Origin of the sequence: Pseudozobellia thermophila (genome assembly GCF_900141855.1) — a bacterium.
Lineage (GTDB): Bacteria > Bacteroidota > Bacteroidia > Flavobacteriales > Flavobacteriaceae > Pseudozobellia > Pseudozobellia thermophila.
The window spans coordinates 813,920-840,543 of the sequence record NZ_FQYU01000002.1 but is presented as its reverse complement, the minus strand read 5'-3'; the positions used below and the strand labels follow the sequence as shown (position 1 = coordinate 840,543).

The 26,624-nt window shown below is 47.8% G+C and carries 18 protein-coding genes; 9 read left to right on the top strand and 9 right to left on the bottom strand.

Annotated features, from left to right (window positions below; genetic code table 11):
• Positions 1-71 precede the first annotated feature (71 nt).
• Complete coding sequence (locus BUB37_RS08795; RefSeq protein ID WP_072991898.1) at positions 72-3,590, top strand: sulfatase-like hydrolase/transferase; 3,519 nt, start codon at positions 72-74, stop codon at positions 3,588-3,590.
• Positions 3,591-3,669: 79 nt separating this feature from the next.
• On the opposite strand, the gene BUB37_RS08790 is transcribed toward BUB37_RS08795, so the two are convergent.
• Positions 3,670-5,121, bottom strand: a complete 1,452-nt coding sequence (locus tag BUB37_RS08790) for a sulfatase family protein (RefSeq protein WP_094766621.1) — start codon at positions 5,119-5,121, stop codon at positions 3,670-3,672.
• Positions 5,122-5,325: 204 nt separating this feature from the next.
• Here BUB37_RS08790 and rhaM point away from each other — a divergent pair, with 204 nt between their 5' ends.
• The gene (gene rhaM, locus BUB37_RS08785) at positions 5,326-5,640 is read left to right on the top strand and encodes an L-rhamnose mutarotase (protein WP_072992772.1); all 315 of its coding nucleotides are present in this window, start codon (positions 5,326-5,328) and stop codon (positions 5,638-5,640) included.
• A gap of 74 nt (positions 5,641-5,714) precedes the next feature.
• On the opposite strand, the gene BUB37_RS08780 is transcribed toward rhaM, so the two are convergent.
• Positions 5,715-6,815: an MBL fold metallo-hydrolase gene (locus tag BUB37_RS08780; RefSeq protein WP_212635273.1), complete on the bottom strand. Its 1,101-nt coding sequence runs from the start codon at positions 6,813-6,815 to the stop codon at positions 5,715-5,717.
• Between the two features lie 408 nt (positions 6,816-7,223).
• On the opposite strand from BUB37_RS08780, the gene BUB37_RS08770 reads away from it, so the two are divergent.
• From BUB37_RS08770 to BUB37_RS08755, 4 genes are all read left to right on the top strand, one after another.
• On the top strand, positions 7,224-8,639 hold the full coding sequence (locus tag BUB37_RS08770; RefSeq protein ID WP_072991887.1) for an MBL fold metallo-hydrolase: 1,416 nt from the start codon (positions 7,224-7,226) through the stop codon (positions 8,637-8,639).
• Between the two features lie 152 nt (positions 8,640-8,791).
• Positions 8,792-9,136, top strand: a complete 345-nt coding sequence (locus tag BUB37_RS08765; RefSeq protein ID WP_072991884.1) for a rhodanese-like domain-containing protein — start codon at positions 8,792-8,794, stop codon at positions 9,134-9,136.
• A gap of 53 nt (positions 9,137-9,189) precedes the next feature.
• On the top strand, positions 9,190-9,462 hold the full coding sequence (locus BUB37_RS08760; RefSeq protein WP_072991880.1) for a heavy-metal-associated domain-containing protein: 273 nt from the start codon (positions 9,190-9,192) through the stop codon (positions 9,460-9,462).
• 291 nt (positions 9,463-9,753) lie between these two features.
• The gene (locus tag BUB37_RS08755; protein WP_072991876.1) at positions 9,754-10,386 is read left to right on the top strand and encodes a Crp/Fnr family transcriptional regulator; all 633 of its coding nucleotides are present in this window, start codon (positions 9,754-9,756) and stop codon (positions 10,384-10,386) included.
• Between the two features lie 39 nt (positions 10,387-10,425).
• Here BUB37_RS08755 and BUB37_RS08750 read toward each other — a convergent pair whose 3' ends face one another.
• The 5 genes from BUB37_RS08750 to BUB37_RS08730 form a co-directional block, all read right to left on the bottom strand.
• The gene (locus BUB37_RS08750) at positions 10,426-11,499 is read right to left on the bottom strand and encodes a serine hydrolase domain-containing protein (protein WP_094766620.1); all 1,074 of its coding nucleotides are present in this window, start codon (positions 11,497-11,499) and stop codon (positions 10,426-10,428) included.
• Positions 11,500-11,844: 345 nt separating this feature from the next.
• Positions 11,845-13,896 (bottom strand): UvrD-helicase domain-containing protein, encoded by a 2,052-nt coding sequence (locus BUB37_RS08745; protein ID WP_072991870.1) that lies wholly within the window; start codon positions 13,894-13,896, stop codon positions 11,845-11,847.
• Entirely contained in the window at positions 13,880-15,673 is a 1,794-nt protein-coding gene (locus tag BUB37_RS08740) for an ATP-dependent nuclease (protein ID WP_072991867.1), read from the bottom strand. The genes BUB37_RS08745 and BUB37_RS08740 overlap by 17 nt, the downstream gene beginning before the upstream one ends.
• A 411-nt stretch (positions 15,674-16,084) precedes the next feature.
• Positions 16,085-18,241, bottom strand: a complete 2,157-nt coding sequence (locus BUB37_RS08735) for an amylo-alpha-1,6-glucosidase (RefSeq protein ID WP_072991863.1) — start codon at positions 18,239-18,241, stop codon at positions 16,085-16,087.
• 20 nt (positions 18,242-18,261) lie between these two features.
• On the bottom strand, positions 18,262-19,350 hold the full coding sequence (locus tag BUB37_RS08730; RefSeq protein ID WP_072991859.1) for a glycosyltransferase family 4 protein: 1,089 nt from the start codon (positions 19,348-19,350) through the stop codon (positions 18,262-18,264).
• A gap of 649 nt (positions 19,351-19,999) precedes the next feature.
• Between BUB37_RS08730 and BUB37_RS08725 the strand changes: the two genes are divergently transcribed.
• Positions 20,000-20,974, top strand: coding sequence for a nucleoside hydrolase (locus tag BUB37_RS08725; protein WP_212635272.1), 975 nt, complete (start codon positions 20,000-20,002; stop codon positions 20,972-20,974).
• A 190-nt stretch (positions 20,975-21,164) separates the two neighbouring features.
• Here the strand turns inward: BUB37_RS08725 and BUB37_RS21880 are convergent, their stop codons facing one another.
• Together BUB37_RS21880 and BUB37_RS21875 are read right to left on the bottom strand one after the other, a co-directional pair.
• Positions 21,165-22,253 (bottom strand): beta-galactosidase small subunit-related protein, encoded by a 1,089-nt coding sequence (locus BUB37_RS21880; protein WP_244526774.1) that lies wholly within the window; start codon positions 22,251-22,253, stop codon positions 21,165-21,167.
• Between the two features lie 3 nt (positions 22,254-22,256).
• Complete coding sequence (locus tag BUB37_RS21875; RefSeq protein WP_244526772.1) at positions 22,257-24,011, bottom strand: glycoside hydrolase family 2 protein; 1,755 nt, start codon at positions 24,009-24,011, stop codon at positions 22,257-22,259.
• Positions 24,012-24,220: 209 nt separating this feature from the next.
• On the opposite strand from BUB37_RS21875, the gene BUB37_RS08715 reads away from it, so the two are divergent.
• Both BUB37_RS08715 and BUB37_RS08710 read left to right on the top strand, forming a co-directional pair.
• Positions 24,221-25,372 carry a hypothetical protein gene (locus BUB37_RS08715; protein ID WP_094766619.1) on the top strand — a complete coding sequence of 384 codons (1,152 nt, stop codon included), beginning with the start codon at positions 24,221-24,223 and terminating at the stop codon, positions 25,370-25,372.
• Positions 25,373-25,536: 164 nt separating this feature from the next.
• Positions 25,537-26,598, top strand: a complete 1,062-nt coding sequence (locus tag BUB37_RS08710) for a LamG domain-containing protein (RefSeq protein ID WP_072991855.1) — start codon at positions 25,537-25,539, stop codon at positions 26,596-26,598.
• The last annotated feature ends 26 nt before the right edge of the window (positions 26,599-26,624 follow it).

Sequence of the window (26,624 nt, the reverse complement as noted above, 5' to 3'; positions counted from 1 at the left end):
AGATTTTTCAGTAGCTTGCTTTCGACCTGAAAGCCAACTTGCAGTAAACGATACCAATAGAACATTTATTTATGGGAATACGAATTTTGACCGCCATCTGTCTTTGTGCCTGCCTTCTTCCGGCAAGGGCACAAAAAGCGTCCCCCGGGCCAGGGGAAAAGCCGAATATCATCTTTGTTTTGACCGACGACCAGCGCTTCGATGCCTTGGGCTACGCGGGCAACAAACACATCGCCACGCCCGAAATGGACAAGCTGGCCAAGGAAGGCACCTATTTTAAGAATGCCATGGTCACCACGCCGATCTGTGCGGCCAGTAGGGCCAGTATCTTAACGGGACTCTACGAACGCACGCATAGCTTTAACTTTCAGACAGGGAATATTCGGGATTCGTACATGGCCGAATCCTATCCTTCCATCCTAAGGGAAAACGGATACTATACGGCCTTTTATGGCAAATACGGGGTTCGCTACGATCACCTCGACCGGCAGTTCGACGAATACGAATCGTACGACCGTAATACGAGGTACAACGATGAACGGGGCTACTACTATAAGACTTTGGGAAAGGATACCGTACACCTTACCCGCTATACGGGCCAAAAGGCCTTGGACTTTATCGATTCCTTCGATGGTTCGCAACCTTTTTGCCTGTCTTTGAGCTTTAGCGCTCCCCATGCCCACGACTCGGCCAAGGACCAGTATTTTTGGCAGCCCGAGTCCGATGCCCTGTTCCAGGATATGGACATGCCTGGTCCGGATCTGGCCGAGGACAAGTATTTTGAGGCCCAGCCACAGTTTGTTCGCGACGGGTTTAACCGTTTGCGCTGGACCTGGCGCTACGATACCCCCGAGAAATACCAGCACAGTGTAAAGGGCTATTACCGGATGATCGCGGGCATTGATCGCGAGATCGCAAAAATCAGGTCCGAATTGAAGAAAAAGGGACTCGATAAAAACACGGTTATTATCTTAATGGGCGACAACGGTTACTTCTTGGGCGAACGGCAGCTGGCAGGCAAATGGCTACTGTACGATAATTCCGTTCGCGTGCCCTTGGTGGTCTATGACCCCAGGGTGAAGAACCAGAAAGACAGCGAAGCCTTTGCCTTGAACGTCGATGTGGCCCCAACCATTCTTGACCTCGCCGGGGTTGACTGGCCCGATACATGGCAGGGCAAAAGCCTTGTGCCCATCGTTGAAAAATCGACCAAAGACCTGGGGCGCGATACGGTTTTGATCGAGCACCTATGGGAGTTTGAGCATATTCCGCCAAGCGAGGGGGTGCGCACCAAGGACTGGAAGTACTTCCGCTACGTGAACGATAAGTCTTTTGAAGAGCTGTACTATCTAAAGGACGACCCCAAGGAGGTACATAACCTGGCCAAAAATCCAAAATACGCCGATAAGTTGAAGGCCTTCCGAAAAAAGACCGATCAATTGATCCTGCAATATTCCGATGCGTATTCACAGGGGCCCAGTGATTTGATAGTGGAGTGGATACGAAATACCGAAGGGGTTACCGTAATCGACCCCAAGCCCGAATACGGCTGGGTAGTTCCGAAGGGGGCCGTTTCGCAATCGGCCTATCAACTATTGGTGGCATCGTCCAAGGAAAATATCGATAACAATATCGGCGATGTTTGGGATAGCGGCCAAGTGCGAACCAATGCCTCGTCGGAAATAGAACACGGGGGCGAAAAACTAAAGGCCGGGGAAACCTACTATTGGAAGGTACGTATCTGGGATATCGACAACCGGCTTTCAAGGTATTCCGAACCGCAGTCGTTTACCATGGGGAATCCCAAGGCGACCCTAACCACACCGAACCGTTTTCAGGTCGATAAGATAAAACCGGTGCGGTTTGAAAAAAGAGGGAACACCTATTTCGCCGATTTCGGAAAGGCGGCCTTCGCGACGCTCGATTTTACCTATCGGGCCAAATCCAAGGAAACGCTTGTTTTTCGGATAGGGGAGCAGTTGGATGGGGAACGGATCAACAGAAAGCCCTTTGAAAAAAGCCACATCAGGCACCAGGAAATCAAAGTGGAGGTAGGACCCGATCAGACCGAATACCAATTGCAAATAAGGCCCGACAAGCGCAATACGCTGCCCGGTAAGGCCTTGCCCTTGCCCAAGGGCTTTCCGGTCTTGATGCCCTTTAGGTACCTCGAGGTCGAGGGGGCCAAGGAACCGGTGACCGCCGAAAACTTTACCCAATTGGCGCACCACAGCTACTGGGAAGACGACACGAGTAGTTTTTCGAGTTCCGATGATATCTTGAACCAGGTGTCGGACCTGTGCAAGTACACCATTAAGGCCACTACCTTTAACGGCTTGTACGTCGATGGTGACCGCGAGCGCATTCCCTATGAGGCCGATGCCTATTTGAACCAATTGAGCCACTATACCATGGATCGGGAATACGCCATAGCCCGACAGACCATAGAGTATTTTATGGAACACCCTACCTGGCCTACGGAGTGGCAACAGCACGTGGCGCTTATGTTTTATGCCGATTATATGTATACGGGCAATACCGAACTTATCGAAACGTATTACGATCGCCTAAAATACAAGACCTTGTATGAGCTGGCCAATGAAGACGGCTTGATAACCTCAAAGAAAATGACCCCCGAACTGATGGCCAAGCTGGGCTTCCCCAAGCAGATGAAAGAGACCTTCAGGGATATCGTTGATTGGCCCTCGGCCGGATGGGGAGGAGACCCTTCGAACAAAGGGGAGCGCGATGGCTATGTCTTCAAGGATTACAACACGGTGGTGAACGCCTTTTATTACCAGAACATGGTCATTATGTCCGAATTTGCCAAAGTACTGGGCAAGACCCAGGAAGCTTTGGATTTTGAACTTCGGGCCCTGAAGGCCAAAAAGGCGGTCAACGAAAAGATGTTCGACCCCAAAAGGGGTGTTTATGTCGATGGTATCGGAACCGACCATGCGGCACTGCATGCCAACATGCTGCCCCTGGCCTTCAATATGGTGCCCGAAGAGCATATCCCTTCGGTGGTCGAACATATAAAGTCGCGGGGTATGGCCTGTAGCGTCTATGGTTCGCAATATTTGATGGACGGACTCTACAATGCCGGGGCGGCGGATTACGCCTTGGACCTCTTGACCGATACCAGCGACCGCAGCTGGTACAATATGATCCGTATCGGTTCTACGATGACCCTCGAAGCTTGGGACCTAAAGTATAAGAACAACCTGGATTGGAACCACGCATGGGGCGCCGTACCGGCCAATATCATTCCGCGCGGACTTTGGGGCATTAAGCCCAAAACCCCCGGTTTTGGCATCGCCTCCATAAAACCGCAAATGGGCGACTTGAAAAATAGCAGTATCGAGGTACCTACCATAAAGGGAAGCATAAAGGCCAAATATACCTACCTAAGCCCCAGGCTCCAGGTTTACGGGATAGAGATTCCGGCCAATATGGTGGCGGAGTTCGAAATCGTACCGTCGCCCCAAAAAGTACTTATGCACAATGGAAAGAAGGTAAACGCCGCCTTCGGTTCGGTGCGTTTAGGGCCCGGTAAGCACGAAATAAAATTGGTGGTCAATTCTTTTTAGGCCCCTTGTACATTGTAGCTTAAACGGAACAAGGCAGGTTTTTACACCTGCCTTGTTCATTTTCTTTGTCGTATTGGGTTTAATGGGTATAGGGTACCGTGCCCGTTTCATCCACGGGATATCCCCATTTTTCGATATAGGTCATACCGGGAAGAAACTCGTCGCCCGTTTCCTTAAGCCGTGCGGTCAACTGCCTGTCCAATTCTTCCTGTAGATCGGCATAGGCCTCATTGCCCACAAGATTGTTCAATTGGTAGGGGTCTTTTTGGTTGTCGAAAAGCAGCCATGGCCCTTCCAGGTCCCTAGCATAGGTGTATTGTCGTGTTTTTAGGGCCCTGTATTCCCTACCTCCGTGCTGTACCTTGTTCCACTGTCCGAAAGGTTGTACGCAGGTCAGTAAGGTGGCATCGCCTATTTCTTCCTTCCCTTCCATATAGGGGCGGTAGTTGATTCCCTCAACGGTATTGGGTATGGCAATATCGCACAGGCCTAAAAGGGTCGGCATCAGGTCTTCGGAGTTCATCAGGGCATTTCGTTCCCCTGGGGCGATTTTTAGGCTTTCGGGAATACGGAACAACATGGGTACCCGGGCCGCTTCTTCGTAGGGTTGCTGTTTTTTATAGGCCCCGTGGGAACCTAGCAGGTCCCCGTGGTCCGAAGTAAAGAGGATCAGGGTGTTTTCGTATTGACCGCTTTCTTTGAGGTTCGCTATGATCTTGCCGATCATATCGTCGATGGCCGCAATATGGGCGTAGTATCCGGCCAGATCTTTTCTTGCCCGTGCCTTGAGACTGTCGGGCACATTGTCGCGAAGCTGGATCTTTTCGGGGTCGAAACGCCTTCGGTATTCCTCTGGCGCCGTATGGTAGGGGGCATGTGGGGTGCCGTAGGAAAGGATTATCATAAAGGGGTTTTTCGACGGTTTCCGTTCCGAAATATATTCGATGGCGGCATCGGTCTGCCCAAAGGTATCGTAGCCCTCCCAAATTTTTCGTTCGGGATCATCGTTGTCGTAATACACCGAATGGTTGTAGTTGTGGGTACATTCGTTGCCCTTCCAGAATTGAAAGCCCTGCCTTCTCTTGCCCGGGGCAACGTTTTGAAGCCGGCCATGGCCGTCCAAATGCCATTTGCCGATATAGCCTGTGTCGTATCCGGCCTTGTTGAACACTTTGGCAAGGGTCACCGCATTGGTGTCGAGCTGAACATCGTTCATAAACACGCCGTGGGTCAAGGGTCGTTGTCCGGTCAATAGCGATGCCCGAAAGGGGGAACAGACCGGCATGCCCGATACGGCATTTTTAAAGTTGACGCTCTCGGCGGCCAGCCGGTCGAGGTGGGGGGTGCTGATATTGGGGTCCCCGGCATAACCGGTTGCCTGGGCCCGCCATTGGTCGGTCAAGACTACCAGTACATTGGGCCGCGCTCTTTCCTGCGATGCGGTTTCCTTTTCCTTACATGACAGTGCGATACCTATCAGACAAAAAAACAATAGGTGCTGGTAGAAACGGTTTGTTGTCTTTTTTTTCATAAAACGGGTTGGGGTGTTTGTGGTTTAGGGTCAATGTTTGTCAAGGCAAGATAAAGGGGTTTGCGCGGATATCCGTCCTGTACTATGCCGTATGCCGATACTCCGATCAAGACCGGGCTGCAGCACGGTACAGGACGGATAAGCCCCGAACCCATCTTATTTTTGGGATACCCTGGCGGAAAAAGGGGGCAAAAACCGATGTATATGATTCGAAAAGCGTTTAAAATGAAGGTATATCGCGATAAAATCGACGTGTATACCCAAAGGCACAACCCCATTTGGCCCGAGCTGGAAGCGGTGCTAAAGGAGCACGGGGTGCATAATTACAGTATATTTTTAGATGCCGAGACCGATATTCTATTCGGATATGCCGAGGTGGAATCCGAAGAAAAGTGGGATGCGATCGCCGATACCGAAATATGTAGAAAATGGTGGGGGTACATGGCCGACCTTATGGAAACGAACGAAGACGATAGTCCGGTCTCGAAAGACTTGGAGCAGGTGTTTTACATGCCCTAGAACACCTGAATGGCCTCGCAAAGAAAGGCCGGGTGGGGTAGGTTTTACTGGCAGGGCATCCCGATTTCAAGGGATCATAGGGCCTGTGTCCACCAGGTCCTTTTTGGAAAATCGTTGCCCAGTCGAAAGCGTTCCCCGATTTCGGGAAGGAGGTAGGGCAATTCGTTTTTATCGGCGGCTTGGGTAAAGCGTTCGACCGATTCCGTCCAGCCGTGCGGTGCCAGTCGAAAAGCGCCCCAGTGTATGGGCAGGGTTACCTTGGCATTAACATCCATGGCCGCCTGTACGGTTTCTTCGGGCATCATGTGAATGTTGCTCCAAGCCTTATTGTATTGCCCGCATTCCATCATGGCAAGGTCAAAGGGGCCGTATTTCTCCCCGATTTCCCGAAAATGGGGGCCATAGCCACTGTCACCGCTAAAATAGATGTTTTGGTCGCGGGCCTTAAGTATCCAACTGGCCCATTGGGTGGCATCTCGGTCGGTAAGTCCACGGCCCGAAAAATGTCGGGAAGGCGCCGACGTGTAATCTATTCCGCCCATCCGGACACTTTCCCACCAATCGAGCTCGGTAATTTTTTCGGAAGGAACTCCCCACGATTTAAGGTGGGATCCCACCCCCAAGGGAGTGATGAAATGCTTTATTTCGTTTTTTAAGCCTATGATGCTGGGGTAATCCAAATGATCGTAATGGTCGTGCGAAATGACGACTACGTCGATATCCCTTAATTGTTCAAGGGGAATATTTCTTTGGTAGGCAAAGCGCTTGGTGCCAAAGGGTACGGGCGATGCGACGTCGCCCAGCATGGGATCGATCAGGATGCGTTGGCCCTGCAATTCGAGCAGAAAGGCCGAATGGCCGAACCAAGTGAGGTGTGTTGCGCTATCGGCCTTGCGCAGGGCTTCGTCGACAAAGGCCACGGGCAAGGGCCGGTGCGGGTTGTTCGAATCGTCGAAAAGCATCTTGGGCATTTCCTTAAGGGCCGCCCAGATATCGCCGGTGCTCGTTTCCATCGGGTTGATAAAACTGCCCCCTTCGTAGTTCCCCGATTTCCGGATGCGCTCCAGATCGGAACCCTTGGGCGGTTGGCCCATTTGCGGACTCGTATTTACAAAAATGGCCACGGCACCGATCAATAGAACGATTACCGATACGACGGATAGGGTTGTCCACATAACTATCTTCTTTAAAATTTTAAGCATTATGGAAGTAAATTATGGCCCAAGGGCCCATGGCGACCGTTTGTCAAACTTCGCCCTTTATATAAAATCCCTGGTCGATGATAAGGCCGCCTGCCGATTATATATCGGTGTTTGTTCGGCCTGGGATATCGGTCGCGGCATCTTATATAAAAAAAGTGCAAAATACGTAAAAGTCTACACCTATGGAATTTTCTTGTCGATGGGAAATCGATGTTTAAATTTTACATACGGGTCCAAATAAGAAAGTGCCTTAAATTTTTTGAGCTGACAAAAGTCATTCCGGACTTGGGCAAAAACCAGCAGCTTTGTAACCAAAGTTACTGCACAGGTTTTTAGGTCATTGTAGTTTTACCTGAATCAAAAAAAGTAAAGCAGATTATCATGAAGATAGAACAAATTTATACAGGATGTTTGGCGCATGCCGCCTATTACCTTGAAAGCAAGGGGGAGGCCGCCATTTTTGACCCGCTCCGCGAGGTGCAACCCTATATCGATAGGGCAAGAAAGGACAATGCCAAGATCAAATACGTTTTCGAGACCCATTTTCACGCCGATTTTGTCAGTGGTCATCTCGATTTAAAAAAGAAGACAGGTGCCGATATCGTTTTCGGCCCTACGGCAAAACCGGGTTACGAGGCGATCATCGCCAAAGACGGCCAAATTTTCAATGTGGGCGATTACAAGGTAAAGGCCATTCACACCCCGGGGCATACCATGGAGAGTACGACCTACCTGTTGATCGATGAAAACGGGAAGGAGCACGGAATCATCACCGGAGATACCTTGTTTATCGGCGATGTGGGTAGGCCCGATTTGGCGCAACACGTAGTGGAAGACCTGACCCAAGAGAAGTTGGCCGGCCATCTGTACGATTCTTTGCGCAACAAAATAATGCCCTTGGCCGACGACCTGATCGTATATCCCAACCACGGGGCCGGTTCGGCCTGCGGTAAGATGATGAGCAGTGAAACTACCGATACCTTGGGCCATCAAAAGAAAACCAATTACGCCCTAAGGGCCGATATGGGCAAGGAAGAGTTTATCGAGGCCCTGTTGACCGGACTTACCACGCCCCCCGGCTACTTCCCCCAGAACGTATTGATGAACATTAAGGGCTACGATAGCCTCGATATGGTTATGGACCGTGCCCAAAAGCCCCTGTCGCCCGAGGCCTTCGAAGCGGTGGCCAACGAAACCGGGGCCCTGATGTTGGATACAAGGGATGCCGCCGATTTTGCCAAGGGATTCGTTCCCAATAGCATCAATATCGGCTTGGACGGAAACTTTGCCCAATGGGTGGGCGAAATGATTCCCGATGTAAGGCAGGAAATCCTTCTCATTACCTATCCCGATAGGCAAGAAGAGGCCATTACCCGATTGTCGCGTGTAGGTTATGACCATACCATAGGCTACTTAAAGGGAGGCTTCGATGCCTGGAAGGAGGCCAAGCGGGAATATGAAACCCTGAACCGTATTGCCCCCGAAGAACTAGAGAAGGCCTATGTTTCCGAGAAACCCCTGCTTATCGACGTGCGCAAGAAAAGCGAGTTCGATTCGGAGCACGTTATAGGCTCGATCAACATTCCGCTCAACGAGATCAACCAGCACTTGGCACAGTTTCCCAAGGAAAAACCCTTTGTGGTCTATTGTGCCGGCGGATATCGCAGCATGATCGCCGCTTCGATCTTAAAGCAGCGGGGGTGGAACAATTTTGTCGATGTGGTCGGTGGGTTCGACGAGATCAAAAACACCGGAATCAAGACATCGGAGTATGTCTGCCCGACCACAATGCTGTAATTGGGCTAGGGCAAAGACCATCCGATCGCGGCCCAAGGGTCCGAAAAGGAGAGTTGAAACAATTATTTGATTTGGTTGATTATTGAAGGGGGAAACGGTCACGGCTCTTTTCGACCGTTTCCCTTTTTTATCCATTTTTTAAAAAACAACATATGTCATTTTTAAGTACACTGTTCGGTAGCAAAAGTGAGGCTTCCGATAAAATCAAGGTCTTGGACAAAAACGAATACGCCAAGGCCATCTCGGGGCGACCTGTACAATTGGTCGATGTGCGGACCGCCAACGAATATCATGGCGGACACATTAAGAACGCCAAGAACATCGATTTTTTCAATCCGACAAAATTCAAACAGGCCTTTGAGGCCCTGGACAAGACCAAGCCGGTCTATATCTATTGCCGTTCGGGGGCGCGGAGCCAAAAGGCGGCCAGAAAACTGGTGGACATGGGCTTTGAACAAATTTTCGACCTAAGGGGCGGCTACGCCAGATGGTCGTGATTTACACGGAATCAATACGCCCTACCTTTTGTAAAACCCAATAAACGAAGCTAATGAAAACGACTATTATAGTGCAAAACCTAAAATGTGGCGGTTGTGCCAAGACCATCACCTCCAAGATTTCGCAATTGGACGGTATTTCGGAACTTTCGGTCGACGTGGCATCGGCATCGGTGTCTTTTGACCACGAAGCCGCGAACGACGTAAAGGCCGTAAAGGAGCGACTGAAGGCCCTGGGGTATCCCTCCGTGGAAGAGGCCAATTCGATAGCGGCAAAGGCCGTTTCGTTGGTGAGCTGCGCTACCGGAAAAATGGCCAAATCGTAAGGCGCCACTGACCAAGGGGCCGGGCATGGGGCTTAGGCAGGCGGGTCAAGCGTAAAATTAGCCCGGTAACAGGTACCGAAACGGACCAAATTTTATATCTTATGTGGGCAAATGGCCCTTGTGTTTTGCCTATGGCCTTGCCTATTCCCTGATTTGTCCGTCCACGGCCCGTACCGACCATCCGCCTTGGCACGATAGGCATTAAAGAGAACGACCGGGGGAAAGCCCCTTGGACCGAAAGGGAAACGGACGGTAGGCGGACCGAGACGACCCGGGATTAGAATTTTTACCATGAACCAATATTTAAAGGACAACTACGCACATATTTTCGAAGATGCCCTTCTTCGTGAGATCAACCAAGTGGCCACCTACAAGGAGGTGCCCGAAGGGTTCAAGCTGATCGAGATAGGGGAGTTCATCAAATCGATGCCGCTGTTGGTATCGGGGGTCATAAAGGTGATGCGCGAAGATGGCAAGGGCGACGAGTTGCTGCTCTATTTTCTGGAACACGGTGAAACCTGTGCCATGACCCTGAGTTGCTGCGTAAGCCATAAAAGAAGCGAAATACGGGCCGTGGCCGAAACCGAGGCTAAATTGATCATGGTGCCCGTGGGCAAGATGGAAGAGTGGATGGCCAAGTACCCGAGCTGGCGCAATTTTATTCTCGGGAGTTACAACGACCGCCTGAACGAATTGCTCGAAACCATAGACAGTATCGCATTTTTAAAGATGGACGAGCGCCTCTTGAAATACCTGAAGGACAAGTCGCGGGTGACGGGCAGTACCGCTATTAAAAGTACCCACCAAGAAATTGCCTATGAGCTGCACACCTCCCGTGTCGTTGTCTCACGGCTGCTTAAAAAGCTCGAGAACATGGGCAAGGTAAGGCTTCATCGGTACCAAATACAGCTCATAGGCCTATAGGGTTGCCGTAGCTTGCAGTGGCAAGGGGCACCGGGGCATTTACTCCTTCAACAGGAGTTCGAGAAACTCATGGTCTTCAAAGGTATCTTCCCCAAGCTGCGTCTGCCGTATAATCACCGTTTTGAGCGAAGGTATCAGGTACATCCTGTTTTTACCGGCCCCCAGGCCGCCAATGATCTCGGTATATCCATCGTAATACATGATGCCGCCCTCTGACCCGTCGGGCGCCGAATCAAGGGGGTTGAGGCCATAGCCGTTCTTGGTGTTCAACCAGCAAAAATTGCCGTGTCCCGGGTTGGGTCCCGTTGGGACGAACATGTCTTCCAACAGCGAAGATTCGACGATTTGCGTGCCGTTATAGTTGCCCTTGTCGATCATAAACTGTCCGAACTTGACCCAGTTTCTTGGGGTCAGGTAGCAACCGTTGGGAATATTGGGGTTTCCGGCCTCGTCATGGGTCCAGCTCTCATACTCCAATCCGATTTTATCGAAAATTTCAGATTCAAGGTATTCCAATGGGTTTTGGGAAATGCCCTTCTCCTGTAATTTTCGCTCCAAAAGAACCCCGAATATATAATAGTTGCTCGGTCCGTAAGAGAATTTTTCGCCGGGGGCGCTAACCATGTCCAATTCATCAATGGCGTATTGGTACCTATCGCTTTCATCGGATATCGTCATAAAATTTTGGGAAAGTCCGGAAGAAAGGGTCAACAGGTGTTTGATCTTGATTTCATTTTTTCCGGGATGCAGACCGGTGTCCTGCCATTCGGTTATGGTGTTCGAAACGTTTTCCTCGTAGTCGATAAGGCCTTGCTGTTTGGCCAGTGCGGCAATGGCCGACCAGTATAGCTTGGTGGCACTATAGATATGGGGCGCGGTATGTTCATCGGCGCCATTGTGGTAGTCTTCAAAAATGGTCTCCCCGTCTACCATCACCAAAACGGCACTTCCGCCTTTTTCCTCGGAGTATTGGGCCGCACTTGAAAGCTGTTCGGCGCTAAAAGTACTATCGGTCTCCCCGCTCGGGTCGTTGTCGTTGTTGTTGTCATCGTCGCTGGAACAGCCGATGGTAAACGATGCCATGATCACAAGTAGTAAAAGGAAGTTTTTCATGTTATATCGGTTTTTGTATCGGTTTATGGGGTTGGACTTAAAAAAACGAGCAAGGTTTGATCGAATGGATGATAAGGTGTTTTGCTTTAGATGATTAGCTTTCGTTAGGAAGTAAACGATTGTACCCGCATCCTTATTTTACATATGGCTTTTTTCTTTTAAAGGTGGGGGATAGCCCCCCGTCGAAGTGCCGGCCGAAGTGGGGATTTTGTTACGAGCGTGACGTTTGTGTTGGTGGGGGGGAACTATACATTCTTTTGTACTTTTGTGTGTTCATATTAAAAACATACTCTTTGGCAAGTTTGTCTTGTCCTGTTGGTGTTATGCGACCTGTCAATGTGTATGTTAATCCACGGTCTCAATTTCAATTATATCCCAATCATCATCATTTAAATCAGATAGAACCGAATCAAACCTGTCTTTGTGAATAGCAATGCATAACAAGTGAGTTGGTCGTGAAAAACCAACATAAGCCATTTTGGTTGTCTGACGAATTTTATCTTTTCCACCAACATTGCTCTTAAGTGTATCAACAATGTTTTTACCTTTTAGCTGATTGCGTAATCTTTCTGATTCGTAGTTACCATAACCTTTATTGTAAAAAGTTTCAAGGTATAAGGTTGCAGTGTGAGTTTGTCCTTTTGCTGAGTGTATAGTTCCAATCTCAATATTTATTCCATCAGAATCGAATTTGTTTACTTTAGGCTCATCTTTATGCGCATCTACATTGATTTCAGATTCTCCATTTATGAAATTTGCTGAAGAAACAACCTCTTTTTGAAACACAGAAAGAAAAGTTGGAATATACTCTCTAATGGCGGTAATAGTTTCTAAGCTTTTCCCTCTTATGCATTCGATAGACCATTTATAAAGATTTAATTTCAATGTTTCATATTCCTTGTTTTCAAGAGTTTTAAAGAAATTAATTAATTTTCTTTTCGTGTAAACTCTATCATTTTCATGCGAGACATTTTCTAAGCGAAGAATCTTTAAAAGTGCATTTAAAATGTTCTTACGAACAGATTCTAAAGTTTTTTTCTCTTTATCAAAGTACATGATATAGTCTTCAAGGACTTTGAAATCTATTTGTTGGCCAGAACTGGCTTTTGCAAAATGAGGCCAGTAATCGCGTAGGGCTATTTTGTTGGAATCATCATTCTCTTTTACCCAAGCAACTGCCATAAACTTATTAGTTGGGTTCTCGGGTATTAATCCAGAAACTTGTAATTCTTTTATTTGCTCAGCAAATGAAGGAATAACTTGTTCTATTGTATTATCGTTGTAAACAAAGATTATAGGTTTAATGTCAATAGCAGATCCATCAGGATTAAGGTTTCTTCCTTCTACTGGATTTGGTGTTAGTGCAAGATTTTGCACTAACTCGGCAATTCTAGGACTTAGCCTGTGACTTCCATTGATGTACATCATGTTTTCTCGAATAGACCAGATATTTTCAAGATGTACTGATCCTCCATTGTAAATAGCTTGGTTTTTATCACCAATTCTTTGAATTATTGATTGAGTGGATTCGTCAGGATGAAAAACAGCTTCAATTAAATCATGTTGGTGGATATCCATGTCTTGCATTTCATCTACAAAAACGAATTTGAATCGCTTCTGTAATAGGGTAATGACAGCGGGGTTATTTTTAAAAGATAAATTGGCCAGAAAATATGCATCATCATAATGCAATACTTCTTTATTCTTTAACAGGTGGATTTTCAGGTTTTTAAACCAATTATACAAGCTTAATTTCTCTTCTATAGAATAATCTTGATAATTACGCCCCCTTCTTGGTTTTTTAATCTCTAGCTTTTCACCATTCAAGGCTTTAATTAAAATAATCTCGTCTTCACTTATGTCAAATCGATACTTGTAGAAAATGGATTCATTTACATTCTTGAGATAAAAAATTTTTTTTAAAATATTGTTTGAAAGACCAAATTTACAATGCCATGGATTAGAAAGAATTTGGGATAATCTCTCATCGTAGATTTCAGAATCTATTCTTGAAGGTTTTTTCTTGAATTTGTTTGTATAGAAGGGAATTGCTAGAAATGTGTCAACGAAACTTTGAATGGTTCCAACAAAATTCGGGTATGCGAAAAGTTTAGGGCAATGTTTACCTATTCGCTCCTTTATCTCATCTACGGCCGCATTAGTATGAGAAATAACCAATACACCACGCCCACTTTTTAATGGCATATACCTTTCCAAGATAAGCAGTTTTGCTAGAAGAGCGGTTGTTTTTCCACTTCCAGGTACAGCTTGTAGGTCAAGGGTTTCTAAGTTACGGATAAACAATCTTCTTTCTTCGTCAAACTCTTTTCCTTCAGGTAAAAGAACTTTTTCTGCGTATTCAATATCCGCTTTAGTTATATTAATTTCTTGCGGCATATCTTATGGCTTGGATTAGATAAAAAATGCTGTCTTTTTCATCTTCTGAGTCAATGTTTATGGTTCTATCTTCTGCCGGTTTACTTAAATCTTCGTCTAATTTATTGGCTATTTGATATGCAATTTCCGTCTTTTTCAATACTTTATTAATCAATTTTGTAGCAAGAGCTTTTTCAAAATCGGTATCCCAATCCGTTCCTGAATGAATTGTCTTGCACACGCTTTGCAGAATAGATGTTAGGCTAGTCGATTTAAACAAAGAATACTCCAGAGTCCAGTTTTTTGCAGTATAATATTTTATCGATTGTTCAGATTTCGCATTGTTCGCATCAATAGCTCCTTGTGTTTCAACTTGGACTGTAGTATCATCTCTTTTTACAAAATCATCTCCATCTTTCTCATAATCTCTAATGTCCGAATCTGTGATTACCGCTACCGGAATTTTCATATATGGCTCTTCTTTCCTCAGATATATCTTCGAGTAATGGTCGAACCCCGTGTTTCCAATATTTACTATTGAAATTCCTTTTTCAGTAAGATTTATCCCTATAGCCTTTGCTATGCTGGGAATTAATATTTCTTCAGCCCAACCTTCTACCAGAATAACTCCTTTAGCAAAAAACAGGTTCGCTTTTGTTGTATCAAGAAATTTTTCGAGAAACTTATAGTTGTCAGACTCTAATTTTGTGTAGGCCGCTCCCATTGGGAAAGCATTATTGTCATTACAAATAATTAAATTTTCAAGTTTTAGTTTTGATGCCAAATTAGGACTATGCGTAGTTAATATTAATTGAATGTTTTCTTCGTTTTGCAATGCTTCAATGATTTGCATTTGGGCTTGGGGGTGGAGGTGAGCTTCTAGTTCTTCAATTAACCCTAATCTTAAACCACTCCAATTTTTCTTTTGAAGATGAAGCAATTCTGAAGCCATAAACAATCTATTTAGAGTTCCTAAACCAGGGTTTAGTTCATCCTTAATAGATAGCTCGAGTTTCTCTAAGATGTTTTTAAGATTATTACCGAGGACGCCAAAATTGGATTCTTTATTCGCTTCATAAAATGCCTCAATAAACCTATCTATTTCTTTCTTTAATTCACAACCTTTTAAATCTTCACCTTCGAGGTCTTCACCTTCCTTATTCTTTCCAATAAAATAATTTTTCACCTCTTCATTAAAATCTCTAAATAAGCTTACCAATCTATGGTCTTCACCCTTGCCCTTAAAAGCATCATGACCTTGAAGGATTTGTGTTAATCTTGAATTCTTACGAGGAATTAATTCTGATTTAGCATCTCGTAAGGGTTTGAGATAGGTCGTTTTTAAATACTCTCTTGCTTCCGCTGTTAGCTGATACCCAGATTCATCAACTCCAGCTCTAACTTCAGACGGATAGATGTATTTATCATCTAGATTTCTTGAAGCATCATAAATCAACCGTAAAAATGGCTTTGCTTCATCTCCTTTACCAATCCATCCCAACCATTCTGTAAAATTCTTTGCTTCTTCATCTGAAAGATTATCAAACCTTAATTCAATTCGTAATCTATCTGAACCATCATAAAAATCATCCCAATCTAACCTGAACCATTCGTAACTGTGAGTTTTTAGGGTTAGTTTTATTGAATCGATAATTGCACTTTTACCAGAGTCGTTTTCGCCAATTAGAACATTTATTCCCGTAGTGAAATTCAAATCTAAATTTGGCTTCTCCAAGTCAACTGGAGAATTTGTACCAAATTTTCTAAAGTTCCATAGTTTGAGGTTTGATAGGTACATGGTTCAATTTCTTTTTAAACTACTTTAGAGCATAGCAAAAAGCAGCTCTTTTTTTGTAGGCTTATGTATCTACATAATGGAATATGCTATTTTTTGTTTTTGAATGAAGTACAACAATCGTATCTGTGCACAATTACATCTCTCTCTGTTCGGATATAAACAAGACTATAGCTTGCCCAAAATCAGCACTAATATAAAAATTCCTGCACTTCGATTCTTACAGAAAAGCGTAAGTTGTCTGAGATAGGCAGGTTTTATGTAGGGTAGAAGAGGGGCTTTCGTTGGTGTTGTAGAACATCCCCCGCCCTGTGCCCCACCTTCGAAGCAGTGCATTGAGCCTGCCGAAGTGGGGAATTTTGGCACGAGTACAACGCTTGCGCTAGCGTGTTGGGAATGGCATAGGGCAAGGCTTTATTTAATGATTTTTAATCGCCAATTGGGATCGTCAAGGTTCCAGTTGACGCCCACCATGTTGTTTTTGTCGTGGCGGATGACCTCGATATCCACTTTTTTTCCGCCTAGTTCCATGTCTTTGATCCTGATCCGCCTAAGGTATTCGGGCAGGATAGGTTTAAAGAAACACAGTTCCTTCTTGCCATGGTCGATATCGATTTGAAGGATGGATTTGAGGAGGAGGAATACCGCGGCCACCGACCAGGCCTGGGGCGAGCAGGCCACCGGATAGGCGGTAGGGCCTTCCCCCGTGCGTTTCCCAAAGCCGCAAAACAGCTCGGGCATGCGTTGTAGGGGGGTAAAGAGGGAGGCATCGAAGAGTCCGGTCATTAGTCGCAGTGCCTGTTCTTGATACCCGTATTTTCCCATGCCATCGGCCACCAAGGCCACATCGTGGGGCCAGACCGATCCATTGTGGTAAGACATGGGGTTGTATCGTATCTCATCGGATGAGAGCGTCCGGAGGCCCCAACCCGAGAACATATCGGGCTGCAAAAGGGTCTTGACGAGTTTGTCGGCCTTCTCTGGGTCGGCAATTCCCGTAAACAAGACCTGTCCCGCATTGGAAGACTTTACCTTGCAGGCTTCTTTGTTGCCGTCAAGGGCAAGGACGTAGGAGTTGAGCGTATCGTCCCAAAAATCCCTATTGAACCGTTCCTTGAGACGAATGGCGTCCGCTTCCCATCGGGCCGATTTTTCATCGTATCCGAAAAGCTTGGCGAGCCTGGCGCCGTGCCTCTTTGCGCTGTATACATAGCCCTGTACCTCACAAAGGGCGATACTTCCCCCTGCCAATTGGCCGTTCGCATGAAAGATCGAATCGTGACTGTCCTTCCACCCTTGATTGGTGAGGCCGTTTTTCGATTTGGCCTGGTACTCTACATATCCATCTTGGTCGATATCCCCGTAGCGATCGATCCAGTCCAGGGCTTTTTCGATCGGCTTCCAGATGCGCTTTATGGTCTTTAGGTCCCCGGTGCGTTTGTGGTATTCCCCGGCGAGCATGACGAAGAGCGGGGTGGCATCGACCGTGCCGTAGTATTTTTTAAAGGGAAGTTCGGCCATGGCCGCCATTTCGCCCCCGCGGATTTCGTGTAGGATTTTCCCCGGTTCGGCATCGATGGATTCATTCAACGAGGTGGCCTGTTGGTCGGCAAGAAACAAGAGGACGTCTTTCGATAACCTTGGGGCCACCCAAAGGGTCTGTAGGGCCGTGATGATACCGTCGCGACCGAAGGCGGTATTGTACCAGGGCACCCCTGCGTAGGGATACTTACCGGTAGGGGTATCGGCCATCAGGGAAACCAGGTCGGCCTTGGAACGATGGATCCAATGCGTAAAGTGTTCGTTCGCAGTACGGATGTCGGGGAAGTAGTCGTTGCTACGGCCAAGGTCGTTCGCATTGGCACTGCGGCTATCCCAATAGTTTTCCTTTGACGGATCGACTTCATCAACGGTGAAATGGCACGAGTACTCAATGCATTTCAACTCCTTGGGGGCCAAGGGGAGGTCGAAGCATACCTTTCCCGGGGTTTGGAAATCGGAAAAGGGCTGGTTGAAGACGATCTTGCATTTACGAATGGCCCCATCGAGTCCTTGGTTCGAGAACACCACGGTATGGTCGTCGATGCGTTCGTGGCCCCGGTCGCTTCCCCGATGGTCGCGCCTGGTCCCCCTTATCTCGAATATATCCTTGAAATCCCCATCAAAATGGAGGGACAAGTTGATCGGGAGGGTTTCGTTCTGGTAGTTTTTGAGCTCAATCTTTTCGTGAAAATTTCCGTTGCGCACCAGCTGGCTTCTGTGTATATGGATGCTGCCCTGCTCCATTTGCCGGCCATCGGGCAAGGGATGGCCCGGGTTGGTCAAATCGACAGATAGGATTTCGTTGGCTTCCTTGATGTTCGAACTCAATAGTACCGGAAGCTGTTGGTTGATCCTTAATCGCAGTTGGTTGACAAAGCGGGTATCTTTGTGATAAATTCCGTGGACTTCCTTTCCTAGGGGAAGGATGTCACCGGATCGGTTCATGATACCAAAGGTATCCCGGTGGTTGAGTACGTGGGTACGGTCGTCCACGTAGCTGGCGTCGGTTGCTATGTTGTGTTTTTCCATCCCAATAATTTATCCTGTTTTTAAACTAAACTGATCGGTGTGGTACGTTTTTTCGATGCTTGGGCCCTGGGGCTGTATTTTTTGAGAGGCGGGCACAATGACTCGTAGAGCCGCAGATAGTTACGGGTCATTACCTCTACGCTGAACCGTTGCTCGAATAGGCTTCTCACCTGGTCCCTGTCCAATTGGTCCAGGTTTTCAACGGCTTGGAGCGATTCTTTGATGCTGTGGACCACAAATCCGGTTTTGCCCTCGTCGATGACCTCGGGAACCGAACCGTGGCCAAAGGCGATCACGGGGGTTCCACAGGCCATGGCCTCGATCATGACCATGCCAAAAGGTTCGGGCCAGTCGATGGGGAACAAGAGGGCCTTGGCCCGGCCTAAAAATTCGCCCTTTCTGTCCTCGCCGATTTCCCCGATGAACTCGACATGGGGCTGCTCCAGCAAGGGCTTGATTTCTTTTTCGTAGTAGCTTGCATCGGCCTTGTCGATTTTGGCCGCGATCTTTATTTTGATACCGGCCTCCTTGGCGATCTGAATGGCCCTGTCCGGACGTTTTTCGGGTGAAATACGGCCGATAAAGGCGAGGTAGTCGCCATCGCCCTTGCCCGCTTCGTACAGGTCCCTTGGCAATCCGTGGTAGACGGTACCGATCCAGTTTACCGGTAGGGGCAGTCCCTTGCGCTGGGCATTTGAAATGGATACCAAGGGATGGTGCTTGAATTTCTTGTAGACGTAGACCAGGTCCGGGAGGTCTAAACGCCCGTGAAGGGTGGTCAAGGAAGGTTTTTTGAGCAAACGGGCCATGGGGAAGTGGAGGTAATCGGTATGAAAATGCATGACGTCAAATTCATCGGAGCGCTCAATGACCTCTTGTAAATGTGCGATATGGTGGGCCAAGGGGTCCTGTACGTCCCGCAGGCGTAGGGCACTTTCCGTCGGGCTGACCAATCGGGCATGGGTCCGGGAATCTCCCGAGGCGAATAGGGTGACGTCGTGCCCCTGTCGTACCAATTCTTCCGTTAGGTAGGAAACAACTCTTTCAGTACCACCATATAACTTCGGTGGTACCGATTCGTATAAGGGTGATATCTGCGCTATTTTCATGACTTCTAGTATTTATCCATAAATGTTATTTTAGTTTATTTCGAAATACAGGTGTTAAGGAATAGGTTTGGGGGTCCTTTCAGGTAGGAGGGAAGGGAATCGTGTATGTCTCTTGCTCGTTCATCTGCTCTTGGTTTTATTTTATATGTAAAAAAAAAGTCCGTTTCGATCAGAGGAAAAAGCGGGCAAATGTGTAGCGGTCCCCAAGTCAAAGATCGACCTGGGCCCTGTGCCCAATTAAAAATAGCCTATCAATTCAAATGCCAGATGGGCGCCGTGAAATTTTGACAGAAAGAAATGAATTTTTGACAGTATTTGAGCGATTGCTTCAGGCTGCGCCTAGATTCATTCGGACTCAAGGAGGTTTTCTTTTTAAAGATCCTGCATTTGCTCCAAGCGCCTCGCGGCACCACAAACTTGGGGGCCTTGACTATGTAAAATTTTGGCGGCCGATTTCCCCATTCCCGAAGAGGCACCTATAATATTGTTTTACCATTTTAAACCTTTAATGGTTACATGGCCAAATTAGGGAGCCCTACGGGGGTAAAGGAATGTTCATTAATTGCCGATGTTGAATACTTTGCCCGGGAGGATGTATTTGTTAACTTTCAAAGTGAAAATAAAAAAGGAAGTAAGCAAAAAAATCCCCATGAAAACCCTTTCCCTCTATCTCCTGTGGTTCTGTTCGGTTTGTTGTTCAGCTCAAACCAAGGTGATACTTGATACCGACATCGATTCAGATGTAGACGATGTCCAGGCCTTGGCCATGCTCCACGCCTATCAAAAGATGGGAAAAATAGATTTGTTGGGCGTAATCGTCACCAGTCCGGATAGCTACGCCTATCGTTGTGCCGACGCCATCAATACCTATTACGGCCATCCGGATATCCCGATAGGATGTTTACAAGGACCGGGGGATTGGGGGAGTTTTTCAAAATATACCCGAAGAGTCAGTCAGGAATTTCCGCATGCCCTAACCTCGGTCGAACATACCGTAATGTCGGCCGAACTGTATAGGAAGCTCCTTGCGCAAAGCGGGGATGATTCGGTAATCATAGTGACCATAGGCCACTTGTCCAGTCTTCGGGATCTGCTACAATCTGAAGGTGATGAGATCTCGCCCCTGAGCGGAAAGGAGTTGGTGAACAGGAAAGTAAAAAAATGGCTGTGCATGGGGGGGCGATTCCCGGATGGATTGGAAGCTAATTTTCACCGACCAGATCCGGCCTCCACGGTGTATTGTCTTGATCAATGGGAGAAGGAAGTGATCTTTTGTGGTTGGGAAGTGGGGAATCAAATTATCACGGGCGGGGATTATTTGAAATCGAAATTGAGTAGTTCCAGTCCCGTATATCGCAGTTATGAATTGTACAATCAATTTGCGGGAAGGCCGGCTTGGGATCAAGTAGCCGTACTGCTTTTGGACGAAGCCCTGGCCTCGCGGTACTTTAGGATCAATGAAGGGGGCTATGTTTCGGTATCGAAAAATGGGTATAACCAGTGGCATGGGGGGAAGTCGGTAAGGGGGAAGCACCACGCCTATGTTTCGATCAAGGAGAATGTAGATCCCGACACCATTGCCCGAACCATGGACGACCTCGTTTTAGGCCTCGAATCGCATTGATGCCCATATGATGGCAGGCCGGTTGTTGGTTATGGTCCCAGGGGGTAGGCTTTCTTACCGCAAGGCATTTTCAGACCCATCGATCCTTAGGTCAACTTCTTATAGGACGAATGACGGCCATACAACAAAAAGCCCTGCGGTAGGCAGGACTTTTGTCGTAGGGCAGGATGCTCGATGGCCCAACATCAAGCTAAAATTCAAAGGTCAGGTCGATGCTTATGGGGTCATCGTCGTTTCCAAGGTAATTTTCCGAATTTCCCTGGGGACCCATTTTGTCTCCTGTTTGAAATTTGGTTCCAATTGCGGGAATGTTTTTTACGAAGGAAATATCGCCTTCCGGAAAATCTACCGAAACCCTGTGCTTGGGGTCTTCCTTGGGTTGCTGGGGTGTAAGCATGCGCAAAAAGGTGTTTTCTGAATGGCAGTATACCGTAAAACCCTTGTTGTTTTTTCCCTTTACCCTTGCCCAGTACAGGCTCGAAAAGAATCCCTTGAATTCGGGGTATACAAAACCGGATTCACCGGTGACGGTATTGTTGTAATCGTTTTCCCATACCTGAAACCTGGTGCCCTTCATTCTGTTCCGCCAAACGCGGTAGGGGCCGTCACCCAGCCATTTCATACCGCTAACTTCCGATTCGGGAAAGGAAAAGGTAATGCCCTTGAACCCGGTCACTATTTTTTTGCCCTTGATCTCGACGTGGAGGTCCAACAGACCGTTGGCGTGTACCGTCCATTTGACGACATCGGAGCTGTATTCCTTATAGCTGGCCCAATTGGGCGATTTGTCCGTGGCCTCAAATACCGTAAGGATCTCGGTCCGGTCTTCCAAGGTGTTTACGTCCAACGATTCGATCTTGTCCTTATGGTCAAAAATGATGGGTCCGTTGTTGAAGGGGATGACTCTACCATTTTTTTTGACCGCCGTCAGCAGCCCGGTAGTTCCGGAAAAAGTGTAATGTCGCCCATTGGCGTCAACGGTTATGGAACCCGCCTTGGTTTCGGTTTTGATAGGGCTTTTGGGCTTAGGCGACAAGAAACCTTTGTTTACTTCCTTAGGCGTCCTTACCGGATAGCTCCAAGTGAAAATTTCATTGTCGAACGGGTCCCTTGCCGTGAGGTAGAGGGCATCTGCCGATTTCCAATTGTCGGGTGGGCTAATCACGAAGCTTCCTTTGTCGCCAGGCTTTAAATTGGGCAGTTCGATGTTCTGACTTGAAATGATGCTTGTTTTTGCGCTTCCTCCAGGACCCTCGAACCGCACCCATTTGGCCGTCATTTCTCACTGCTTCAGATCGGTAAAGTGATATCTGTTTTCCACCCTGAAAATGCCATTGAAATCGGGCTTGATATAGCGGTCTTCGATATAGATCGGAGACCAGACTTCCTTCACCGTAAAATAACTGCCTTCTTTTTCGCCATAGGGGCCCACGATCCCGTCCGCGGCATGGTTTCCGTCCGTATCCAGATCATGGCCCTTGTCGGTACGGACGACGGCCTCATCGGCAAAATCCCATAAAAAACCGCCCGCTGACAAGGGCATGTTCCACATTTGTTTCCAGTAATCGTCGAGTCCGGCACCATGGCCCCCGTCGTACAGGCCGTGCAGAAATTCCGTCGGGAAGTAAATTTTGTCCTTGGCATAGGTATCGTAGGCAAAAATATGATAGCTCGGGTAGTGCATGGTGTTCGTCTTTCTGAAGATGTTCCATGGGTGGATGACCTCCCTTTGTTGGATGTCCCATTTGGCATAATCGTCGTCGAGCTCCCTGTTCCATCCCGTTTCGTTTCCATTGGCCCAAAGGAGGATGGACGGATGGTTGACGTCGCGGACGACGGCTTCCTTCACGATTTTGCGGCCTACTTCGGTATCTAAGTGGGGCGAATGCCAGGTACACACTTCGTCTATGACAAAAAGCCCCAGGGAGTCGGCCACGTCCAAAAAGTGGGTGTCCGGGGGGTAGTGCGACATGCGGACGGCGTTCATGTTCATGTCCTTCATCATTTTTACGTGTTCTATGCTGAGCTCCTTGGAGGTGGTGCGCCCGGAGGAGGGGTAAAACGAATGCCGGTTCACCCCCTTGAACTTAATGCGTTGCCCGTTGACGTAGATGCCATCGCCCCCGAGAACTTCAACGGTCCTAAAGCCTATGCGTTCCCCAATTTTGTGGAGTACCTTACCTTTTTTGTCCAATAGCTCTATGTTAAGTAAATACAGTTGGGGCGATTCGGGATTCCATGGCTTTATGGCCTCGGCCTTTGTCGATACGTGCCATTTGCCCTTTTTCTTGCCCATTTCGGCAATGGGGAGTTCCTGCAGTTTATGATGGTCGAGGTCCATCAGGGAAAGACGGAGCGATTGTGCCTTTTTCGATGTGGTAAAGATGTCGGCTTTCAGGCTTCCGTCGGCTTTGGCATCGATGGCGACGCGTTCGATGTGCTCTTTGGGGAAGGCCTGCAGGTAGACCGGTCTGAAAATTCCGCCGAAAACCCAGAAATCGGCTTGGCGTTCGGCATAATTGATGGACATGTTGGAGGAAGCCTTGTTGACCTTGACCTCTAGCAGGTTCTTTTGGCCGTATTTCAACAATTTCCCGATCTCGTATTTGAACTCGTAGAAGGCCCCTTGATGGATTTCGCCCGCCAGCTTTCCGTTTATTTTGACCTCGGCATCGGTCATGACGCCCTCGAATACGATTTTCACCGTTCTATCGGCCCACTCCTTGGGCACGTCGAACCGATGTTTGTAACGTCCGTATTCGTTCTTTCGGTCCGCAAAGTCGTCCCTGCCGTAATTGTAGGAGCCGAAACCTTGCAATTCCCAGCAAGAGGGGACACCGATGCTGGTCCATTTGCCGCTGTTCATCCCATCGGAACAAAAGAATTCCCAGTCGACCATATCGTCCTTCCCCGTGCCCGATAGGTAGATTTTTTCGGTTTCGACCTCCTCGTCGTCCCCCTTCGATTGCATGGCGTTTAAGCTGAACATGCAGAGCAAGGAGCATAATAATGCGTAGCAGTTGGTGTTGATCTTCATGAGTAGTATGTATTTAAGGCTTATGTATTTCCTGATTGCTTTTTATCGATTGCCCCGTCCGCTTCAAACAGGACTTCGGGGAGGGATGGCCCTTGAAATCGATGGGCTAAATGTAGCCGTTACGTTTTTTTCTTAGTACTTTAACCCCTCTTTAACGGTAGCTATAACGGTTAAAAGCGTAGTGAAAACCCTATTTAATTGTATGTCCCATGCAACTGACGGAAAGGCTTGAACAAGAAATCGTTTCTAAGATAAAGGACAGCGACACCTTTAAAAACGCCCCTACGAGTAGGGGATTGCTTCAATATCTCTATGAGGCGACGAAGAAAGGGGTTCACTTAAAGGAGGCCGTAATCGAACTTGAATTTTTCAAGGACGACCAAACCGGGGCGAAGAACAATCCCAGGGTCAGGGTCAATATATACAACCTGAGGAAAAAGCTGGCCGCCTATTACGAAACCGAAGGTAATGCCGACGGTTGGCAGTTGAAAATAGATAAGGGGCAGTACAAGGTACGGTTCGTCAAGAAACAAGGGCCTGTCGGGTGGGTCCAAAAAATAAGCTGGAAACGCATGCTTCCGTATGGACTATTGTTTGGGGCACTGGCCGCCTTGCTGGTGACCCGTTTGCCTCCTAAAATACCCTCGCTATGGAAGTCCTTTTTCGAATCCGCTACCTCGTTCAACCTGGTTCTGGGCGATCATTTCGGGGCTATGGGAAAGACCATTACCGGGGGCAGTGGCTGGACCCGGGATTTTGAGATCAATAGCGTCGATGAATTTTACGGTTTCCTCGAAAGAAAGCCCGAACTAAAGGAGGTGCTCCATCCTGCAAGTTACAGTTATACCACCCGAATGGCCGCCCTGGCTACCCAAAGGCTTCAGCAATTTTTTCAAGACCACGACAAGGTCTTTTCTATCAGGTTCTCGACCCGGACGACCTTGCCCGAAATCAAGGAGGGGAATGCCATTTATGCGGGACCGTTGAAAAACGAGAACCCGTTCATAGGTTTTTTTAACGATGCGAACCCCTATTTTAAACTGACATCGCGAACCTTGACCCTTTCGGGCCATCCCAGCTTGAACGACACGCTATGGAGCATGGGGGACAACTTGGTGGACGAGGAATATGCGATCGTCTCAAAATATCCGAGCCTGGGCCATACGGAACATTTTGTGTTTTTCTCCCAGCACGATATAGGCGTGAGCGCCACCGTCGAATATTTTACGGATAGGGACAGTCTGCAGAAGTTCGAGAGCGATTACCTAAAGGGTAAAAAGTACTTTACGGCCCTGTTCAAGGTCAAGGGACGGCACAGGGTGGATACGGATCTAAAATTGGAAAGGGTCGTGGGGTTTTGATTTTTTGTTTCCAATCGCCGTGGGGGCATAGGTCTGGCCACACCTCCAACCGGACCCTGTCGGGCTAGGGGACCGGGGACAAAAAACATATCTGCTAGCCTTCGGAACGTGGGAACAAGCCATTTTTATCGTGTGCCCTTACTTTTGGGGAAAATCAAAAAATAATGGTCAGAGTATTTCAACTTCTACCCTGGGTCTTATGCGGAGCCATATTGGCCTGTGGGCATTCGGGGGATACCGATAAAAGGAAGGCCCCGGAACAAGAACAAGGGCAGCCGGCTGAAAAGGAAGATGGAGGAAATCGTGAGGCGGAAAAGGGAAGGGAAACGCTGGAACCCACTTTTTTGGAAGGTCAAGACCCGAAACCCGAAGATAAAAAATGGGTAAGGGTAGAGGGGCTCTCGGACGAGTTCGAGGGCAGTGGACTGGATCCTGCCAAGTGGAACCCGAGCCCTGAATTTATTTATAAGGGCCAGGATAGAGGTTGGTACGGGGGGAGCAGGTCCCTTTTTGAAGCGGACAATGTAAGTGTCGGTGACGGCTTTCTCCGACTTGAGGGAGAGAAGTTCGATAGCCCCAAATATTCCCCTAAGGACAATACCGATGAAGCTCCACAACGCCGCTATGGGGGCGCCTATGTGTATGGCAAGACCCTGTCGGAACCCGGATATTACATAGAGGCCAGGATGCGGGCCAGCAAAACCGCCATGTCTGCCGCATTTTGGTTGAAAACCGAAACAGTACCTTGTGAGGTCAACCTGAACCAGGGGGAAAACCTGGAGATAGACATACAGGAATGTGTCGGGGTTTTTACCGGGGAATTGGGCGACGAATGGACCAAGGACGATTGGGCGGTAAAAGCCAATTGGGACCGAATATTTCATTACAACACCCATAGGCACAACAGTCCCTGCAACACTATTGGGGAAAGGCAGACCAAGGGGGGAAAAATGAACTTTGAGAAAAAAAACTCCGAAGAATTTCATGTTTATGCGGCCTATTGGCATGCGGATGGCGGCAAAATCGACTTCTATATCGATGGTAGATTGGAAAAGTCGGTTGTTCCCGTAATCCCGTTCAAAGGGGCCTTGCGCTTGATCATGTCCAGTAATTTTTACGATTGGATCGAGGAAACCACGGCGGAGGAAATGGGCTTTAACAGGCCCTTGGAAGACAGGTATACCAAATTCGATTGGGTAAGGGTGTGGAAACTGGAGGATCTGTAACATACCCCTCCTTTCTATTGGGGCGG

Coding starts and splice junctions, on each gene's coding strand:
- BUB37_RS08795 (WP_072991898.1), top strand. CDS start 72: ATGGGAATACGAATTTTGACCGCCATCTGTCTTTGTGCCTGCCTTCTT.
- BUB37_RS08790 (WP_094766621.1), bottom strand. CDS start 5,121: ATGAAAAAAAAGACAACAAACCGTTTCTACCAGCACCTATTGTTTTTT.
- rhaM (WP_072992772.1), top strand. CDS start 5,326: ATGATTCGAAAAGCGTTTAAAATGAAGGTATATCGCGATAAAATCGAC.
- BUB37_RS08780 (WP_212635273.1), bottom strand. CDS start 6,815: ATGTGGACAACCCTATCCGTCGTATCGGTAATCGTTCTATTGATCGGT.
- BUB37_RS08770 (WP_072991887.1), top strand. CDS start 7,224: ATGAAGATAGAACAAATTTATACAGGATGTTTGGCGCATGCCGCCTAT.
- BUB37_RS08765 (WP_072991884.1), top strand. CDS start 8,792: ATGTCATTTTTAAGTACACTGTTCGGTAGCAAAAGTGAGGCTTCCGAT.
- BUB37_RS08760 (WP_072991880.1), top strand. CDS start 9,190: ATGAAAACGACTATTATAGTGCAAAACCTAAAATGTGGCGGTTGTGCC.
- BUB37_RS08755 (WP_072991876.1), top strand. CDS start 9,754: ATGAACCAATATTTAAAGGACAACTACGCACATATTTTCGAAGATGCC.
- BUB37_RS08750 (WP_094766620.1), bottom strand. CDS start 11,499: ATGAAAAACTTCCTTTTACTACTTGTGATCATGGCATCGTTTACCATC.
- BUB37_RS08745 (WP_072991870.1), bottom strand. CDS start 13,896: ATGCCGCAAGAAATTAATATAACTAAAGCGGATATTGAATACGCAGAA.
- BUB37_RS08740 (WP_072991867.1), bottom strand. CDS start 15,673: ATGTACCTATCAAACCTCAAACTATGGAACTTTAGAAAATTTGGTACA.
- BUB37_RS08735 (WP_072991863.1), bottom strand. CDS start 18,241: ATGGAAAAACACAACATAGCAACCGACGCCAGCTACGTGGACGACCGT.
- BUB37_RS08730 (WP_072991859.1), bottom strand. CDS start 19,350: ATGAAAATAGCGCAGATATCACCCTTATACGAATCGGTACCACCGAAG.
- BUB37_RS08725 (WP_212635272.1), top strand. CDS start 20,000: ATGAAAACCCTTTCCCTCTATCTCCTGTGGTTCTGTTCGGTTTGTTGT.
- BUB37_RS21880 (WP_244526774.1), bottom strand. CDS start 22,253: ATGACGGCCAAATGGGTGCGGTTCGAGGGTCCTGGAGGAAGCGCAAAA.
- BUB37_RS21875 (WP_244526772.1), bottom strand. CDS start 24,011: ATGAAGATCAACACCAACTGCTACGCATTATTATGCTCCTTGCTCTGC.
- BUB37_RS08715 (WP_094766619.1), top strand. CDS start 24,221: ATGCAACTGACGGAAAGGCTTGAACAAGAAATCGTTTCTAAGATAAAG.
- BUB37_RS08710 (WP_072991855.1), top strand. CDS start 25,537: ATGGTCAGAGTATTTCAACTTCTACCCTGGGTCTTATGCGGAGCCATA.